The organism is Campylobacter geochelonis (genome assembly GCF_013201685.1).
In the GTDB taxonomy this organism is placed as follows: Bacteria; Campylobacterota; Campylobacteria; order Campylobacterales; family Campylobacteraceae; genus Campylobacter_B; species Campylobacter_B geochelonis.
On the sequence record NZ_CP053844.1, the window covers coordinates 818,826 to 836,341 of the forward strand.

At 33.4% G+C, this 17,516-nt stretch carries 14 protein-coding genes and 1 pseudogene; 10 read left to right on the forward strand and 5 right to left on the reverse strand.

What is annotated here, in order from left to right:
* Genes CGEO_RS03850 through hisD form a run of 4 tightly spaced genes read left to right on the forward strand, consistent with a single transcriptional unit; the run spans position 1 to position 4,649 of the window.
* Entirely contained in the window at positions 1–1,314 is a 1,314-nt protein-coding gene (locus tag CGEO_RS03850) for a MotA/TolQ/ExbB proton channel family protein (protein ID WP_075540126.1), read from the forward strand.
* Entirely contained in the window at positions 1,304–2,509 is a 1,206-nt protein-coding gene (locus CGEO_RS03855) for an OmpA family protein (protein ID WP_075540127.1), read from the forward strand. The genes CGEO_RS03850 and CGEO_RS03855 overlap by 11 nt, the downstream gene beginning before the upstream one ends.
* Positions 2,481–3,347, forward strand: a complete 867-nt coding sequence (locus CGEO_RS03860) for a 1-aminocyclopropane-1-carboxylate deaminase (RefSeq protein WP_075531723.1) — start codon at positions 2,481–2,483, stop codon at positions 3,345–3,347. Before CGEO_RS03855 ends, CGEO_RS03860 begins: the two co-directional genes overlap by 29 nt.
* Before the next feature lie 18 nt (positions 3,348–3,365).
* The gene (hisD, locus tag CGEO_RS03865) at positions 3,366–4,649 is read left to right on the forward strand and encodes a histidinol dehydrogenase (RefSeq protein WP_075531722.1); all 1,284 of its coding nucleotides are present in this window, start codon (positions 3,366–3,368) and stop codon (positions 4,647–4,649) included.
* A gap of 320 nt (positions 4,650–4,969) precedes the next feature.
* On the opposite strand, the gene CGEO_RS03870 is transcribed toward hisD, so the two are convergent.
* The 4 genes from CGEO_RS03870 to CGEO_RS03885 all read right to left on the reverse strand — a co-directional run bounded on the left by CGEO_RS03870 (position 4,970) and on the right by CGEO_RS03885 (position 9,836).
* Entirely contained in the window at positions 4,970–5,158 is a 189-nt protein-coding gene (locus CGEO_RS03870) for a hypothetical protein (protein ID WP_075540128.1), read from the reverse strand.
* 50 nt (positions 5,159–5,208) lie between these two features.
* Positions 5,209–6,471: an ankyrin repeat domain-containing protein gene (locus tag CGEO_RS03875; RefSeq protein ID WP_172658074.1), complete on the reverse strand. Its 1,263-nt coding sequence runs from the start codon at positions 6,469–6,471 to the stop codon at positions 5,209–5,211.
* 728 nt (positions 6,472–7,199) lie between these two features.
* Positions 7,200–8,354, reverse strand: a complete 1,155-nt coding sequence (locus tag CGEO_RS03880; protein ID WP_075540477.1) for an iron-containing alcohol dehydrogenase — start codon at positions 8,352–8,354, stop codon at positions 7,200–7,202.
* A gap of 723 nt (positions 8,355–9,077) precedes the next feature.
* Positions 9,078–9,836 (reverse strand): IclR family transcriptional regulator, encoded by a 759-nt coding sequence (locus tag CGEO_RS03885; RefSeq protein ID WP_075531711.1) that lies wholly within the window; start codon positions 9,834–9,836, stop codon positions 9,078–9,080.
* Positions 9,837–10,000: 164 nt separating this feature from the next.
* On the opposite strand from CGEO_RS03885, the gene CGEO_RS03890 reads away from it, so the two are divergent.
* The 6 genes and pseudogenes from CGEO_RS03890 to CGEO_RS03910 all read left to right on the forward strand — a co-directional run bounded on the left by CGEO_RS03890 (position 10,001) and on the right by CGEO_RS03910 (position 15,542).
* On the forward strand, positions 10,001–10,897 hold the full coding sequence (locus tag CGEO_RS03890; RefSeq protein ID WP_075493316.1) for a dihydrodipicolinate synthase family protein: 897 nt from the start codon (positions 10,001–10,003) through the stop codon (positions 10,895–10,897).
* Positions 10,894–11,112: pseudogene (locus CGEO_RS10110) on the forward strand (UxaA family hydrolase); the annotation flags it as partial. The gene CGEO_RS03890 and the pseudogene CGEO_RS10110, both read left to right, overlap by 4 nt.
* A 63-nt stretch (positions 11,113–11,175) precedes the next feature.
* Complete coding sequence (locus tag CGEO_RS03895) at positions 11,176–12,414, forward strand: UxaA family hydrolase (protein WP_075531734.1); 1,239 nt, start codon at positions 11,176–11,178, stop codon at positions 12,412–12,414.
* A gap of 10 nt (positions 12,415–12,424) precedes the next feature.
* Positions 12,425–13,213 carry an SDR family oxidoreductase gene (locus tag CGEO_RS03900; protein ID WP_075540478.1) on the forward strand — a complete coding sequence of 263 codons (789 nt, stop codon included), beginning with the start codon at positions 12,425–12,427 and terminating at the stop codon, positions 13,211–13,213.
* Between the two features lie 11 nt (positions 13,214–13,224).
* The gene (fucP, locus tag CGEO_RS03905; protein WP_075493314.1) at positions 13,225–14,427 is read left to right on the forward strand and encodes an L-fucose:H+ symporter permease; all 1,203 of its coding nucleotides are present in this window, start codon (positions 13,225–13,227) and stop codon (positions 14,425–14,427) included.
* Between the two features lie 11 nt (positions 14,428–14,438).
* Positions 14,439–15,542, forward strand: a complete 1,104-nt coding sequence (locus CGEO_RS03910; protein ID WP_075493313.1) for an L-rhamnose mutarotase — start codon at positions 14,439–14,441, stop codon at positions 15,540–15,542.
* Between the two features lie 1,181 nt (positions 15,543–16,723).
* Here CGEO_RS03910 and CGEO_RS03915 read toward each other — a convergent pair.
* A complete protein-coding gene (locus CGEO_RS03915) occupies positions 16,724–17,443 on the reverse strand; it encodes a metallophosphoesterase family protein (protein WP_075540479.1) in 720 nt (239 codons plus the stop codon).
* Positions 17,444–17,516 lie beyond the last annotated feature (73 nt).

The window sequence follows — 17,516 nt, forward strand, 5'->3', positions numbered from 1 at the left end:
ATGGAAAATAAAAATGACTCTGTTTTAGACATCGCTTTACCGGAGAACTCAAACAGATCGCTTTTTGGCGTGTATGTCAAGATAGTCGCGGTTCCGGTTTTGATTTATCTAGTTTTTTTGGCTGGATATTTTAAGATTATAGATTTTAAAGTAGAGTTTCACTCTATCGCTATGATGGGGTTTTTGCTTGTTTTAGCGCTTATTTTTGCAAGACATAGCGCAGAGTATGGGTGTTGTCTTTTTGAAGATAGGATAGTAAAATTTAAATCTGGATTAAAAGAGTATATCATGTCTCATTTGATGGTTGTTGGAAACCGCAAGAAATCAAATGCAAGTTTTGATGGATTTATCGACGAGTATACAAGAGATATGAGAAATGACAACTATGCTTCAGTTGCTGCTGGAGTGTTTCCGATGCTTGGAATTTTGGGAACTTTTATAAGTATTGCTATCTCGATGCCAGCCTTTTCATCAAGTGATATAAACTCACTAGAAAGTGAGATAGCGCAACTTCTAGGTGGTGTTGGAACTGCTTTTTATGTATCTATTTTCGGTATATTTTTAGCACTTTGGTGGATATACTTTGAGAAAAAAGGACTTAGTAGATACCAAAAATTAGTTTTTAAATATAAAAACGCTACAAAAAATTTCTTTTGGGATAAAGATGAAATTTCGCAAAATTTAATGCAAGAGCTTATAAGTAAAAACGAAAAAGTTGCAAATATCTTTGAAACAAGCCTAAATTCGGAATTTAGTAAGAATTTATCACGTGCTATGATAGAAAAATTTGATGCTTTTAAAAGCATGATTGATTTAGAAAAAGAGTCCTTTTCTTTAAGTTTAGTCCAGATAGAAAAGACAAATGAATTTTTATCTAACGCAAGCAAAATAACGCAAGAGTTAAATCAAAGATATGAAAACACGATTGTATTCATGGATAATCTTATAAATAATACAAATTTAGTATATCAAAAACTATCAAAACATCTTGAAAATTCAGCTCTTTCTAGCGCACAAAACTACAGCAAAATCGAAGAAGTTATATCAAATTTAGTTATAGAGCTAAGAGGTCTTGAAAACTCACTAAAAGAGACAAATTTAGATATTTTAAAAAATCAAAATGTGGCTATGGAGAATTTTAAAACCAGCATAGCACAAGGGCTAGGTGAGTTTAAATCTGCTTTTAAGGAAGAAATAGTTGCAAGTACTGATAACAGCGATGTTATAGAAGAGCTTAGAAGGTCTTTAGCAAGTATTGATAAAGAGTCAAAAGATATCATAAAAACTATAGAAAAAACAAAAAATGAAAATTAACAAAGAAGAAAAAGATACTTTTTGGATAGCCTATGCGGACTTGATGGCTGGGCTATTGTTTGTTTTTATCTTGCTAATTGGTGGTATTATAGTAAAGTATTTTTTGACTCAAAGCACTCTTAAGAAAAAAGAGGCTGATTTTATAACAGCTATCGCAAGCTTGCAAAGTCAAGAGAAGAAAAACAGCGAATTAGAAGCGTTAAACAAAATTTTTAGCGATAAGTTAAATGAGCTTGATTTAGAAACTAAGGATTTAAAAAAAGCGCAATCGATATTTATCGTTCAAATCGAAGAGCTAGAAAAAATGGTATCTAGCTTAAATGATGAAAACTCAGATTTAAACAAAACATTAACTAGACTTTATAATGAAAAGCTAGAACAAGAGCAAATCATTAATAATTTAAATATCAGTGAAGAGGAAAAAAGGCAAAAGATAGCCGAACTTAATAAACAAAAAGATACTCAAGAGCAAGTTATAGCTGGACTTTACGCTATAAAAAGCACACAAGAAGAGCAAATTTATAAGCTAAATAAAGAAAAGTTAGCCCAAGATGAAAAAGATAGAGAAAAAGAGGCGAAAATCGTCTATTTGTTAGAGCAGATGAGTAAAAAAGAGCAAGAAGTTAATCAAATTTTATATGATTTAAACGTAACTAAAAATCGCATTAAAAACCTAACCGGAATCAAAGTAAAAGTTATAGCAGATATAAAAGAAAAGCTCGGAGATAGCGTAAGTATCGATGTAAACTCTGGTGCTTTAAGATTATCATCTTCTATTCTTTTTGATAAAGCTTCTTCAAAACTTAAAGATGATGCTAAAGAGGAGTTAAAGCGCACATTACAAAAATATTTTTCTGTATTGATGCAAAATGATGAGATTAGAAAAAACTTAGATCAAATCGTTATAGAAGGACACACCGATAGTGATGGCGGATATATCTATAACCTTGAGTTATCGCAACAACGGGCATTTGCGGTTATGGACTTTATAAATTCATGGAACAGCGATGAAAGGCTTAAAAACTATCTTATAGCAAGTGGGCGAAGCTTTATGTCGCCAGTTATAAAAGATGGCGTTGAAGATAAAGACGCAAGCAGGCGTATAGAGATAAAATTTTTACTCTCTAACAAAGCAGCCATCGACGAGATACAAAAATTTTTAAACTATGATAGAAACCAAAGCAAAAATCGATAAGATAGAATTCTCTGGCTTTGAGTTCTATCTTTTAAGAGATGACTTACTAGGCGAGTTTAACGGTAACAAGGCGCGAAAACTCGCCTATCTTTTGCAAGCTGATTTAAGCAAATTTAACAAAATCGTATCTTTTGGCTCATCGCAGTCAAACGCGATGTATTCTATAAGCGTTTTTGCTAAGCTTAAGGGGCTAGAGTTTGAGTATGTTATGAGCCATTTAAGCTCAAATTTAGCTACAAATCCAGTTGGAAATTTTAAATTCGCACTTGAAAATGGTATGAAAATTTTTGTAGAAGAAAACAGACGCGAGTTTGCGCTTAGTTTATGCGATGAAAAAACGCTTTTTATAGAAGAGGGCGTAGCGCAGCCACAAGCGGAATTTGGCTTTATCAAACAAGCCAGAGATATAGAGGAATTTGCTAGGCAAAATTTGCTTAAGTTCGATATATTTTTGCCAAGTGGAACTGGAACAAGCGCGGCGTATCTTGCAAAACATACAAAATTTGATGTTTTTACAACGCCTTGTGTTGGCGATGAGACGTTTTTAAAAGAACAAATTCAAAACCTTGACCCGCTTTCAAAAGTTAAAATTTTGCCACCATCTAAAAAATATCATTTTGGCGATTTAAAGCTCGAGCTTTTTAAAATTTGGCATGAGTTAAAAGAGCAAAGTGGCGTTGAGTTTGACTTGATATATGATCCAGTTGGTTTTTTAACCCTTTTAAAAAACTTTGATAAATTTAAAAATCCCTTGCTTTACATACATCAAGGTGGACTTATCGGCAACATTTCGCAACTGCAACGCTATAAATATAAATTTAAAGATGAAATAGTATAATCGCAAAAAGGAGAAAATATGAAAATTTTATATACAAACCAAGAAAATTTTAAAAGTGAATTTGATAAGTTAGTAAATCGCTCAGATATGGATATGGCAAATGTCATGCCTGTGGTTAGCGGGATTATCGCTGATATTAGAGCTAGGGGCGATGAAGCGTTAAACCAGCAGATAGCTAAATTTGACCGATGGGAAGTAAATAAAAATCTAGCTATAACGCAAGAGCAGATGAAAGAGGCGTTTGATGGGCTAAGCGATGAGCTTAAAAGCGCGTTAAAAGTGGCTTATGATAGGATTTTTGCGTATCATGAAAAACAGCTTGAAAAAACTTGGCTTAGCTTTGAAGAAAATGGTTCGATTTTAGGACAAAAAATCACTCCAGTTGATCGCGCTGGGCTTTATATACCAGGCGGAAAGGCGGCTTATCCAAGTTCACTTTTAATGAACGCAGTGCCTGCTATCGTAGCAGGCGTTAAGGATATCACGGTTTGCACGCCAGCGATTGAAGGGAAAGTAAATGAGCTTTTACTTGCCGCGCTTCATGTACTAGGGATTAAAAAAGCATATAAAGTCGGTGGCGCTTCAGCAATTGCTGCAATGGCGTATGGAACAAAAACTATAGCAAAAGTTGATGTTATAACTGGACCTGGAAATATCTTTGTAGCGACTGCTAAAAAGCTTGTTTTTGGTGATGTAAACATCGATATGATAGCAGGTCCAAGTGAAATCGGAGTTATAGCAGATGATAGTGCAAACGTCCACCATATCGCAGTTGATTTGCTTTCACAAGCTGAGCATGATGAGCTTGCAAGTAGCTTTTTGGTAACACCAAGCGCTAAATTTGCTAATGATATAAAAGATGAAATTTATAAAATTTTACCAACCTTAAGTAGAGAAAAAATAGCTAGAAAAAGCATAGATGATAAAGCGGCGATAATCGTAGCTAAAGATATGGATGAAGCGGTCGAGCTTATGAACGAATTAGCCGTGGAGCACCTTGAAATCGCAGTTGATAACTCGCTTGAGTTTTTGCCTCGTATAAAACATGCTGGGGCGATTTTCTTAGGGCATTACACTCCTGAAGCAGTTGGCGACTATCTTGCTGGACCAAATCACACACTTCCAACTGGCGGCAGTGCGCGATTTTTCTCGCCACTTGGAGTAAATAACTTTATAAAAAGAAGCTCGATTATATCGATGAACAAAGATGGGCTAAGTGAGCTTAGCAAAGCGTGTATGGCGTTAGCTGATGCCGAAGGTCTTGGTGCACATAAAAAATCAGTCGAAGTTAGAGTAAAATAGTCTGAAATTACCAAATTTAGCTCTTTTGGGCTGAATTTGGTATTAAATTTAGTTAAATTTTTTAAGCCAAATATGATAAATTTGGTTTAGCGATTTTCGTGTTTTTGGTACTTTTAAAATTTATAAGCTAAGCACTCTTTTAAATTTTATTATAAAATTAAATTTTTGATTGTATTTTATAGCTTTAGGCGATGGTGGTGTTTTGCCCCCGTATGTGACAACTTAAAACCTCTACGCTGTAAAATTTATCTCTTTTTGCAGTCATTTTTATTCTAAAAATCAATTTAAACATCTGTATTTTTAATGCGTTGTTTAGCTCATCAACGTATGTATTTGAAAATATATATTTGTAAATTTATTATAAATATGCTTATTGCGTTTTTAAACAAATCAGTTAATTCTTTTGCAAGTCCAACAGGGTCGTTGTAGTTTTTAACTATACCAGCTATGTTTGCACTGTATTTTTGAACTTTATCTTTTATATAGTCTAAACGGCTAAAGTTTGACATATGGTACTCCTTTTTGAATTTAGTTATTTTTCGTTTTCGTTTTCATCTGTTCAATTTGAGTTAGATTTGCTTGAGTTTTTATCAAGGTAAATCACCTTATCCGTGTCACTTATATATATTATAGAATCCATCTTTTTTTGTTCGTTTGCGTATGCAAAATACTCTTTTATATTATTAAAAGTTCCGTTTTCATCAGTGCAGTACTTTTCTAAATTTTTTATAGGCATGTCCACATAAAATGGTCTTTTTTTATTTATCTTATCTCCATCTATCCATCTTATTTTATACCATTTATATAATCTATAGCATTTCTCATACGCCTCTTTTAGTTGCTCTTTTGTGGGTTGTCCAGGGACGTTGTATTTAAGCATAAGTTCTAACATAGGTTCGTAGTTGGGGATGTAAGTTAATATATTATAATGAGTGTTTGCTTTTTTTAAATAATCTATTTCGTTTTTATTTTTAGAATCATTAATATCTATATAAAATCCATCTTTTTTGCTAGGCAATAAATCATTTATATCATTGGTAAATCTATATGTAAACGGCTTATATCCACTTTCTAATAACATTTTTGCTATTTCTAAAAAGTTGTTATAAACTATATATTCAAACAAACTACTCTCTGGAGCATAGTAATCTGTAGAGACATTGCCTTTGCTGTCTTCGTATATTCTTATATATTTTTTACCATATTCTGCTTCATATTTTATATCTATATTATTTTTGTTGATAGTAATATTTTTAATTAAATTATAATTAGGCGAACCCAAATAAGCTTGTATTGTTTTTATTTCATTAAATTTAGCTCCATTATCCAATAAAAGTTTTACAGTTTTAGTTGAGTTGTTCTCTATAGCATAAGCTAGTGAGCTTAGATTATACTTATCTTTTTTATTGATATCTGCTCCTAATTTTATAAGCTCTTTAGATGTTACTTCATCATCATAAAAGCTAGAATACATTAAAGGGCTTAATCCATATAACATGTCCATATCAACGCTTAGGTTGTTATCCTTTATAAAATTTAATACAGATACAGTTTGTTTTGTTTTTAAAAAGCGTCTTAGTTGCTTTTGCAAATCGTTTTCTTTACGATGGTCGCCATCATCATCTATATCCCAGTTTTCATAAGAAAAAGCATTTATTTCTTCTTGGGTAACATACTTTGATATCGGCGAGTTGGAATCAACCTTCATATTAGGATACACAACAAAATTTGATTGTTTAGTTTTGCTTTTATAATAGTCATTTGTCACTAAAAATAAAAAACCAACCACTACAATAACGATAATCTCTTTTAGAAACTTCAAGGTATTTCCTTTATCTAAATTTATATAGAAATTTACCTTGTAATTCTACATCAATGGAAGTTAAATGCTCTTTAAATTTATGTTATTTTAATGATGTTTTAATATAAGATTAAGGACAATTTTATAAATTTGGCTAGTTAATTTCTTCTGTGTTGATGCTAACCGCTTATTAATAATAATTTTATAAGTCAAATTTTCATTTTTAAACTAAGAAATAGCTTAAAAGCTACTTTGAAATAAAACAACTAAAGTCGAGCGTTAAGATAGCTGAATTTGCATTATTTTGTGATGTTTTAATGTCTTTAAGCGAGTAAAAAAAGTTAAATTTACAATTTAACATAAAGCTTCATAAATTAGATTTAAGTATGTTTATACAAAACTGCTTTGATAAATTTCACTTAGCTTTTTATAACAAAATACTAATTATGACAAAACACCAAAATTCTATAAACAACGGCAGAAAAAGATTGAATTTGATAATTTTAAAGCTAAATTTATATAAAAAAACGAACAGAAACATTAGCGATTATTATATATTTACTAAATTTAAATTCATGGGAGTATCTGAGTTTAAAAATTTATAGGTTAAATTTAAGCCAAATCATCAGATAAAATAATAAATTTAATTAAGAATAAATCTATTTTAATAAACTAAAAATTATAAAATTTAATAAATTTGTAGTAAAAAGAGCTAAATCTATTTTACTAAATTTAGCTCTTAAAAGAAGTTAGCAACTAAGTAAAATCTCTTTAGTCGCCTTAGCATCGATGTTTGCGCGCTCACCTAAAACTGTGCCACGCTCTTTAAACCTCTCGCTGATTTGTTTTGCGGCATCATTTTTATCAACACCAAAATCGCTAAGTTTGATTTGAGCTTCTATGCTTAAGAAAAACTCTTTTATCTTATCAACCGTGCGTTTTGCGACATCTAGCTCATCGCCTTCTAGTGCAAATACTTCGCGTCCAAGCAAGGCAAGTTTTTGCGCTTTTTCTTTTACGCAGTATTCAAGAACCGCTGGAAGCACCACAGCAAGGCTTTGTCCGTGATCTAATCCATAAATCGCACTAAGCTCGTGTCCTATGCCGTGAGATGCCCAGTCTTGTATCACACCAACGCCACACCAGCCATTTAACCCACAAGTTGCAGCCCAGAAGATGTTAGCTCTAGCGTTATAATCTTGCGGATTTGCAAGCACTTTTGGACCTTCTTTAACGATAGTTTTGATAACTGATAGACAAAATCCATCTTGAACTGGTGTATCGACATCGTATGTGCAGTATTGCTCCATGATATGGGCGAATGTATCGACTATGCCGTTTGTTGTTTGGCGTTGTGGAAGCGAGAATGTATAAGTTGGATCTATAATAGAAAATACTGGATATGCAAGCTCGGATGACCAAGCAAACTTTAGCCCTTTTTCTTTATGAGAGATAACTGAGATACCATTCATCTCTGAACCAGTTGCAGGAAGCGTGATAACATCGCCGACAGGCAATGTTTTGGTTATCGGTTTTGCTTTTATAATAATCTCTTCCCAAGGATCCCCTGCTTCTAAAACAGCCGCAGCTGCTATAAATTTAGCTGCATCAAGCGCACTACCGCCACCAACACTTAGGATAAAATCGACATTTTCATCTTTTATAAGTTTGACTGCTTGCATGCAAGTTTCATACTTTGGATTTGGTTCGATACCGCTAAATTCGACGAATTTATGACCTTTTAGCTCCTTTATAACAGCGTCATAAACGCCATTTCGTTTGATAGAACCGCCACCATAAAAAAGCAAAATTTTTGCATCTTTTGGAAGTAGGGTTGGAAGTTGTTCGACTGAGTTTTTACCAAAAACCACCTTTGTTGGACATTTAAATGTAAAATTGTTCATAATAGCTCCTTTATTTGTATATACAAACTATAGTTGTATATACTAACTTTTTCTAGTTTAGCACAAAAAAATAAAATTTAGTTTAAATTTCAAAACTAAATTCAAAATATTAAAAAGAAATTTATATGAGTAAATTTAATATATTTTGGCAAGGAAATTCATATCTAAATTTCATATGTTTTTTAAATTTTATTCAAAATTTTATAATTTATCGCTATATTTTTATGTTAATTTTGCAAATTTGTAGTTTATATGATAGTTTGAGCTGTGTAAGGTAGTCTTACATAGCGATAAATAACTAGTATAAATTCAAGCTCGGTTTTAAATTTTACTATCAGATACGACGCGAAATATAAATTTGGTTATAAATACTTCTAAATTTAAAAGGCAAAAAAGATGGTTTGTTCATATGTAAGTACAAAAGTTGCTTTTGGCTATCTGGATTATTAGTCGATATCATGCGTTTTTAGACTAATGCAAGATTTTTCCATCTAATTTATATAGTAGGCGTGGGCTTAAATTTATATTTAGCCGTATTTGTATAACAGTTTTAACGCTTAACAAAAATGTATGTGTAATATAAATTTATTATGTTTGAAACTGATTTTGTAGATATTACCGCGTGGCTTTTGATATAGCGTAAATTTATCTGTTATTTGCGAAATTTACTAAATTTAGCCTAATTTTAGCTTTAAAAATTTATCAAACTAGCAACTAAAAGCTTTAAAAATGAACTAGCCTAATCCCAGCGGCAGTCATCTTATCTTCTATAACAGCTTTTTTTTGCAAAAGCAGATGTTTTATAAGATCAAGCTTTTTGCGGTTTGAGCGATACAGCGGTATGCTAACGCTAATCGCAGCAAAGCCTACGCCACCACTTTCAAGTGCTACTGCGACGCATTCGATGTCTGGATTCGTCTCTGCTATTTCGTGAGAAATTTTAGTTCTTCTTATGATATTTAGTTTTTGTATAAGTTCATCTATAGTTTTTGTTGTATCTTGTGTGTAAGCAACCAACCCATCTTTATATAGCTCTTTTATCTCATCGTTACTTTTATAGGCTAAAAGCGCTCGTCCGATAGCAGTTGCATAAGCTCTAAGTGTGCGACCAACTGATGAAGTTAGGCGTATAGTTTGTGGCGTATCAACTTTGGCGATATACAGCACTTCTGCGCCATCTAAGATGCCTAGTTGGCAGATTTCATCGCATTCAAGTGCGATTTGGTTCATCATATTTTTTATCAAATCTAAGTGGTTAAAGTTCTTAAGATAGGCGTTTCCTATCTGAAATGCGCTTTTTCCTATATAAAGTTTATTATCAATCGATTGCAGGTGTTGAGTTTGCAAAAGTGTCGCTATAATGGGATGAAGAGTACCTTTTGGAATTTTGGTTATATGTGCGATTTCAGTTAGACTTAAGCCAGCATCGCTTTCATAAAGAGCGTTAAAAACTTCCAAAACGCGTAAAGTTGGGTTATGCATTAAACTTTTTCCTTTATAACATATAATTTTAGCTAATTATATCGAAAAAATTTTAAAATTTATATTTAAACTAAATTTTATTTTTTTGTGCTAAACTTGTAAAAGTTAGTATATACAACTAGAGTTTGTATATACAAATTAACATCTATGATTTAAGGATTGAGATGAAAGCGAGAATTTTCACACCTACAGTTACTATTTTTGATGATAATCAAAAACTTGATTTGCAGGCAAACGCTAGAGTTTTGGACTATTTGATAAATAGTGGCATTGATGGAGTGCTGTTACTTGGTAGCACAGGAGAGTTTAGCGCATTTAGCTTAGAAGAGCGTAAAAAGCTCGTTGAGTTTTGCGTTAAAAAGGTAGATGGTCGAGTTCCTGTGATGGCAGGAGTTACTAGCATGGATTTTAACGAAACGCTTGAGATGACAAAATTTGTCCACTCATTAGGCGTTAAGGCTATGGTTTTGATGCCATATTATTTTGGTGCAAATCAGAAAAATATCTTTGATTATTATGACGCTGTGGCTAAAAAAACCGATGGAGATATTTATATTTATAACTATCCGGGTCGCACAACTTGTGAGATAGAAGCTGCAACTTTACTAAATTTAGCTCTACAAAATCCAAATTTAAAAGGCATAAAAGACACTGTTGGAAATGTTTCTCACACAAAAGAGCTTATAAAAGCGTTAAAACCTAAGGTTGAGGGCTTTGAAATTTACTCTGGTTTTGATGATCATTTTATAGATAATGTTACTGCTGGTGGCGCTGGCTGTATCTCTGGACTAAGCAATATCGCGCCTGTGATTTGGAGTGGATTTGTCAAAGCGTATAATGAAAATGACTTGACAAATTTAGCAAAATATGCGAAAGCTATAAATAAATTGATGGAAATTTACGCACTAGATATAAATTTCTCTCTTATCTTTAAAAAGCTTATGAATTTAGAAGGACTTGAAATAAACGAACGCGCCATTTTCCCATACAACTTCTTAGCTGATGGGCTTTTTGAAAAAGCGCGTGAGATTTTAGCGAGTGCAAAGGAAATAATAAAATGAAAGCTCTTCATGTAAATGAGATAGACAATGTCGCAACAGCGCTAACTCCGCTAGAAAAGGGCGAAGTTGTGCTAGGTGTTACGCTTTTAGAAAATATCGCTAAAGGGCATAAATTTGCCACTGTCGATATCGCTAAAAACTTGCCAGTTATAAAATATGCAAGCCACATCGGTGTAGCAAGTCGTGATATTAAAAAAGGCGAGTGGGTTCATATCCACAACATCGATGGCGAACGTGGCAGGGGCGATACAGATGAAAATGTGCGAGAGATCGACCAGATAGTTTGTGCTAAAAAAGCGGTAGAAAAATCTAAACAAAAAGAGTATAAGCTTAGAGGATATCGCCGCGATGATGGAAGTTTTGGCTTTAGAAATCACATTTTAGTCATTCCAAGTGTGCATTGTGCGAACAAAGTGGTTGAAAATATCGCAAATGCGGTTAAATTTGGTTCCAAACTTTGCACTGATGAGTGTAAAGTAGTCTTTGTAAACCACCAGCACGGTTGTAGTCAGCTAAGCTATGACGCAGCTCAAACAAAAGATGTCTTAGCAGGAAATGGAGCAAATCCAAATGTCTATGGTGTGCTTGTTGTTGGGCTTGGCTGTGAGGTTATACAAGCAAAAGATGTAGCCGCTCAAATCAAAGAGTTAGCTCCATATAAAGAGGTTGAATACCTAACCATTCAAGAGTGTGGCGGAAATAAAAAAACCATAGAAAAAGGCGTTAGCATAGTAAAAGATATGCTAAAACACGCACTTAATGTTAAGAAATCAGATGGTGATTTAAGTGATTTAGTCTTAGGAACAGAGTGTGGTGGAAGTGATAGTTTCTCTGGACTTAGCGCAAATCCAGCTCTTGGAAGCGCTTGCGATGTTGTTATAGAAAATGGTGGAAGCGTTATACTAGCTGAGACTACAGAGCTAATCGGAGCAGAGCATATCCTAGCTTGTAGAGCTAAAAATGAGAGCATAAAAGAGCAAATTCTTTCTACTATAAAAGGTTTTGAACAAAAAGTAATCGATGCTAAAGCAGACATTAGAGGTGCAAATCCAAGCCCTGGAAACATCGAAGGTGGACTAAGTTCAATCGAAGAAAAATCACTCGGTTGTATCTACAAAGCTGGAAATGAGCCAGTAGTTGCTGTAAAAGAGTATGCTAAGATGATAACAGATAAGGGACTTACTTTAATGAATACCCCAGGAAACGATATCGAACAACTTAGCGGAATGGTAGCTGGAGGATGTAATGTTTGTGTTTTTACAACAGGACGTGGAACCCCAACGGGAAGTGCGATAACTCCGACTATAAAAGTCGCTTCAAACTCAGCAGTCTATAAAAATATGTCTGATTGTATCGATATAAATGCTGGAGATGTGATTGATGGTAAAAAAAGTATAAAAGAGATAGGTGATGAAATTCTTGATTTCATCGTGGAATTAGGCAATGGTAAATTTACTAAAGCTGAAGAAAACGACCAAAACGACTTTTCGATTTGGCGATTAGCTACAACTGTATAAAGGATATAACATGAATTTAGGATTAAAAGACAAGGTTGTCATCGTAACTGGTGGCGGTAAAGGTATAGGTGGTGCGATAAGTCTATCTTTGGCGGCTGAAGGCGCGGTTGTTGTGATTTTTTCTCGTTCTAAAATCACATCAGAATTTAAAGCTTTAATGGATGAAACTAAAGCAAAATACGCATTTTATCAAATCGATTTGGTAAATACAGATGAGATAAAACCGCTAGTTGATGAGGTTGCAGCTAAATTTGGTGGAATTTATGGAGTTGTAAATAACGCTGGAGCAAATGACAATAAAGATCTTGAAAGCACATCTTGGCAAGATTTTGAGAAATCGCTTCACTCAAATTTAACCCATTACTACGAGACAGTTCACGCCTCTTTACCATATCTTAAAGCAGCAAAAGGTGCGATTATAAACATAGCAAGTAAAACTGCTCTAACAGGACAAGGCAAAACTAGTGCTTATGCAGCTGCAAAAGGTGCTGCGCTTGGGCTAACTCGTGAGTGGGCGGCAGCTTTGGCAAAAGATGAAGTTAGAGTAAATGCTATCGTTGTTGCAGAGAGCTTTACGCCATTATACGCAAATTGGATTAAAACTTTTGGCGATGAAGAGGCGCAAAAAGCAAGACTTAGCGTGATAACTGATAAAATTCCACTAGGCAAACGCATGACAAAACCAGAAGAGATAGCTGATATGAGCGTGTTTTTACTAAGTCCACGCAGTTCGCATACAACAGCGCAGTGGATTTTCGTTGATGGTGGATATGTACATCTTGATAGAGCTTTAGTTTAAAAGGATAAAAAATGCAAAACAAAAATATAAAATTAGCCATTGTCCTAGTGACGTCGCTATTTTTCCTGTGGGGCTTGAGTTATGGTCTAGTTGATGTTATGAACAAAAACTTTCAAACACATCTAAATGTTACAAAGGCTGAGTCTGGATTTATCCAAGCTGCTTACTTTGGTGCTTACTTTGTCTTTGCTTTGCCTGCTGGTATGATAGCAAAAAGATATAGTTATAAAGTGGGTATCATCGTTGGGTTATTTTTATACGCTCTTGGTGCGCTTTTGATTGTTCCTGCTGCTAGTATGCAAAACTTTAGCTTCTTTTTGTTCGCTTTCTTTGTTCTAGCTTGCGGTTTAAGTGCGCTTGAAACAAATGCAAACCCATATATCACAACTTTAGGCGATGAGAAAAACTCATCTTTTCGTATAAATGTAGCTCAAAGCTTTAACGGTGTTGGACAGTTTCTTGGGCCAATCATCGCAGGGCAACTTCTACTATCGTTTGCAGCAAGTAACGATATAGCGCACAATATGTCAAATATCTCTAAAATTTATGTATCAATCGCGATAATCGTGCTTGTGATAATGGTGATTTTCGTTGTTGTTAAGATGCCTGATTCTGTTAAAACACAAGAGCAAATTCAAGCAGCAAGTGTAGATGATAAAAAGCTTTTTGAGCATAAAAACTTCACACTTGGCGTTGTTGCGCAGTTTTTATACATAGCAGCTCAAGTTAGTGCTGGAGCGTTTTTTATAAACTACGCGCTTGATCACTGGAGTGGACTAACAGCAGAGCATGCAGCATACTTCTTCTCTATAGCATTAATAGCATTTATGCTAGGACGAATCGGAACAACTCCGTTGATGAAAATTTTCAAAGGACATACGATTTTAGGCGTTTATTCGCTTATTAATACAGTGCTTATCTTTTTGGTTTTTGCAGGTATCGAAAAAGTTTCAGTTATCGTGCTAATTGCTGTATTTTTCTTCATGTCGATTAGCTTCCCAACTATCTTTGCGCTTGCTCTTAGGGGCATGAGTGATAATCACGTAAAAACTGCAAGTTCAGTGCTTGTTATGAGTATCGTAGGTGGTGCGATAATGCCATATATCATGGGAAAAGTTGCTGATATATCCAATATCCAAACAGCGTATTTACTACTTGCACCTTGCTTTTTGTTTGTAGCATGGTATGCTTTTACGACAGAAAAAAGAGCTTAAAAGGATAGATTATGCTAGAAGTTGTTGATAGCCATTTTCATATTTGGGATTTAAATATCCTAAATTTACCATGGCTTGAATCATGCAAAGGTATTATCGATAAGAGTTTTGACTTAGATGATTTTGCTAAAGTTTATGGCAAATACGACATCAAATTTAAAGGTGGCGTTTATATCGAGGTTGATTGTGATAACAGAGTTAAAGAAGATGAGCATATCTTTTCTTTAAACAGCCCGCTGATTTTAGCTAAGATTATGCGTGCAAAACTGTGCGAACATATGCGTTTGCCACTTGGAATCGCTGGAGTTAGAGAGCCGCTTCATATCGAAAGTAAGGAGCGTGGAAGATGTTTAGAGCAAAGTTTTATCTCTGGACTTGAGATTTTGGCAAAAAGGGATTTGATATTTGAAAGTTGTAACCGTGTGTGTGAGCTTGAAGATATTTATAACTCAATTTCGCAAGTAAAAGATGCAAAAGTTGTGCTTAACCATCTAGGAAATGTCGAAGTTTTAGATGAGAGTTATAAAAAAGCGATGAGAAAATTAGCTAGTTTGCCAAATTTATATCTAAAAGTTTCTGGCTTTAAAACGCATGATAAGAAATTCGCTAATGAGCTTTTGGAATTTGTTCGCGGTGAGTTTGATAGCTCAAAACTTTTGTATGCTTCAAACTTCCCTGTAGTGGAGCTTTATAGTAATTTTGATGAGCATTTTACTTTGCTAAGAGAGTTTTTTAACGATGATGTTGATTTTTTTGCTAAAAATGCTAAAAAGCTTTATAAAATCAATCCTGTGCAAAAGTTTGCAAGTGTGATAAAACTACGACCAGAAAAGATAGACTACTACAGACAACTGCACGCAAATCCGCACTCTGGTGTGAACGAGATGATAAAAAGATGCGGGATAACTAAGTATGAAATTTACTGGCGTGATGATATGCTCTTTTCGCTTATGGAATACAGTGGCGATGACTACGAATACGACATGGGCGTGATGGCAAAAGATCCAGCCACTCAAGCTTGGTGGCGAGAAACTGATCCGTGCCAAACACGCATACAAGGTGCTAGAAAAGATGAATGGTGGGCTGATATGAGCCTTGTTTATGAGTTAAAATAGTTTTGTTAAAGTGAGTTTTTAGTTTAAAATTTATCAAATTAGTTTATAAATAAAAGCGAGTTTGTGTAGTTAAACAGCTTTTGTGCCTAAATTTATGGGTTTAAAGCTTGTTTTAACTAGAGATTTTATCGCCCGCTTTGTCGGTCTGTGAGTCAAAGTTGATATAACTTTGGTTTTACAAGCGATTGTTTGTTAAGGTGGGCTTGTGCGAGAAGTTAAAGATTAGCTCGCTTTGTTTATAAACTAAATATAGCTACGCACAAAGGCTATTTGTAAAAGTAGTCAAAGCGTAGCTATAAATTTGAAATAAATTTAAGACGCATTTTTCTAAATTTAGCTTTTGATTGTTTAAAAAGCCAATTTTGGTTTGAGTTGCGAATTTATTTGAGCTTGTTTATCTTAGTATATATCTTTGGTATATATTAAAATATATTTAAAAATTTTTATCTTATTTTTATGTATTTTAAATTTTATCTTTTGCTAGATTTTCTTAATATTATTAAGCTAACTTGTGTATTTTAAATGATTTTATACCTTTATATAATTTTTCAAAAACTACAAAATATACTCTTTAAGCTTAATCTTTCTTATGAAAAAAACAGAAATTTCCTCGTGGATAACGTTTTGTAACTACTTAAGCAACGATATCTATCTTAAGTTTTGCGAATGCTTAATGAAATTTTAAAATTTTGACTTTTTATAAACCATCATTAGCGCTAAATATTGTAAATAGTCGCAAAAAATAGCAAAAGCGAAACCGCCATTAAGAATCAAAAGTGCTTCCAAATCCCACTTTATAATCGCTATCACCGCCACAACAAACAAAGTCGGTAAAATAATCCTATACATTTTTCATAGAGTAGATAAATGAATTAAATTTAAGACGCGTTTTTATAAATTTAGCTTTTGATTGTTTGAATTTAGATCGCTTGTTTCTTTTGTGCTTTTATCTATGACTGCTAATTTTGATTTTGTTGATTACAGAATTTGTTGTTTTGTTTAAATTTATTTGCTATTGCTAGTTTTTAAGTAAAGATTTTAAATTTGCCTTTAAAATTTATAGATAATTTTAGCTTTTTATACTTAAATTTAATTTCTCTATCTGTCTTAAACAGTACGGCTTATTTTTAAAAGCGTATTTTATATAAATTTTTATAAAAAATCTATTTTAAATTTACCTATTATTTTATATTAGAAATTTCGACTATATTATCGTAACAAAGTCTAAATTTGCACCCATCTAAATCAAACTCAACATCATCATGAAAGTGTCCGAAATACCACTCTTTGGGTTTTGCTAAGAAAAATATATGTTCTAAAAATATGCTTGTGCTATCAATTTTAGATGAGTTAATACGATATTCAAGCCTAGAAATAGCAGAATTTGGCGCTGTATGAGATAAAACTATATCGATACTTTTACCATTTTTCATAAAATTTTTAATATTTTTTATAGCATATTCTTTCTCATCTTCGCTTGGCATTTCTTGCTTCCACCAACTAAGATTTGGCGTTCTATGAGCCTTATCGATACTTAACGCGCCGCCAAAGACAAAGATATTTTTCCCACAAATCTCATAAATTTCGCCTCTTTTTAACCAGTAGAGATTTTCGCCGCACACGCCGACAGTTCCTTTAAATTTAGACTCATTTTTAAAGCTAAAAAGTCTGTTAAAATTCTCATGATTTCCATCTATAAAAAGCACGGTAAATGGCAGTTTGGATATAGCTTCTAAGATATTTTTTTCCGCCTCATCGGCCTCATCTTTCCAAAATACTCCAAAATCTCCTAAAATGATAAAATAATCATCCTTGCTAAACTCCTTTGAAGATATAAATTTCTCATTTAAAAGCTTGTGAATTTCGTAGTTTCCATGTGTATCTCCACATAGATAAATCATGGTTTTTCCTTATAATAAAATTGATATGTTTAGATAATGAAAATAGCTAAATTTAGCCCCAAATTAGGGCTAA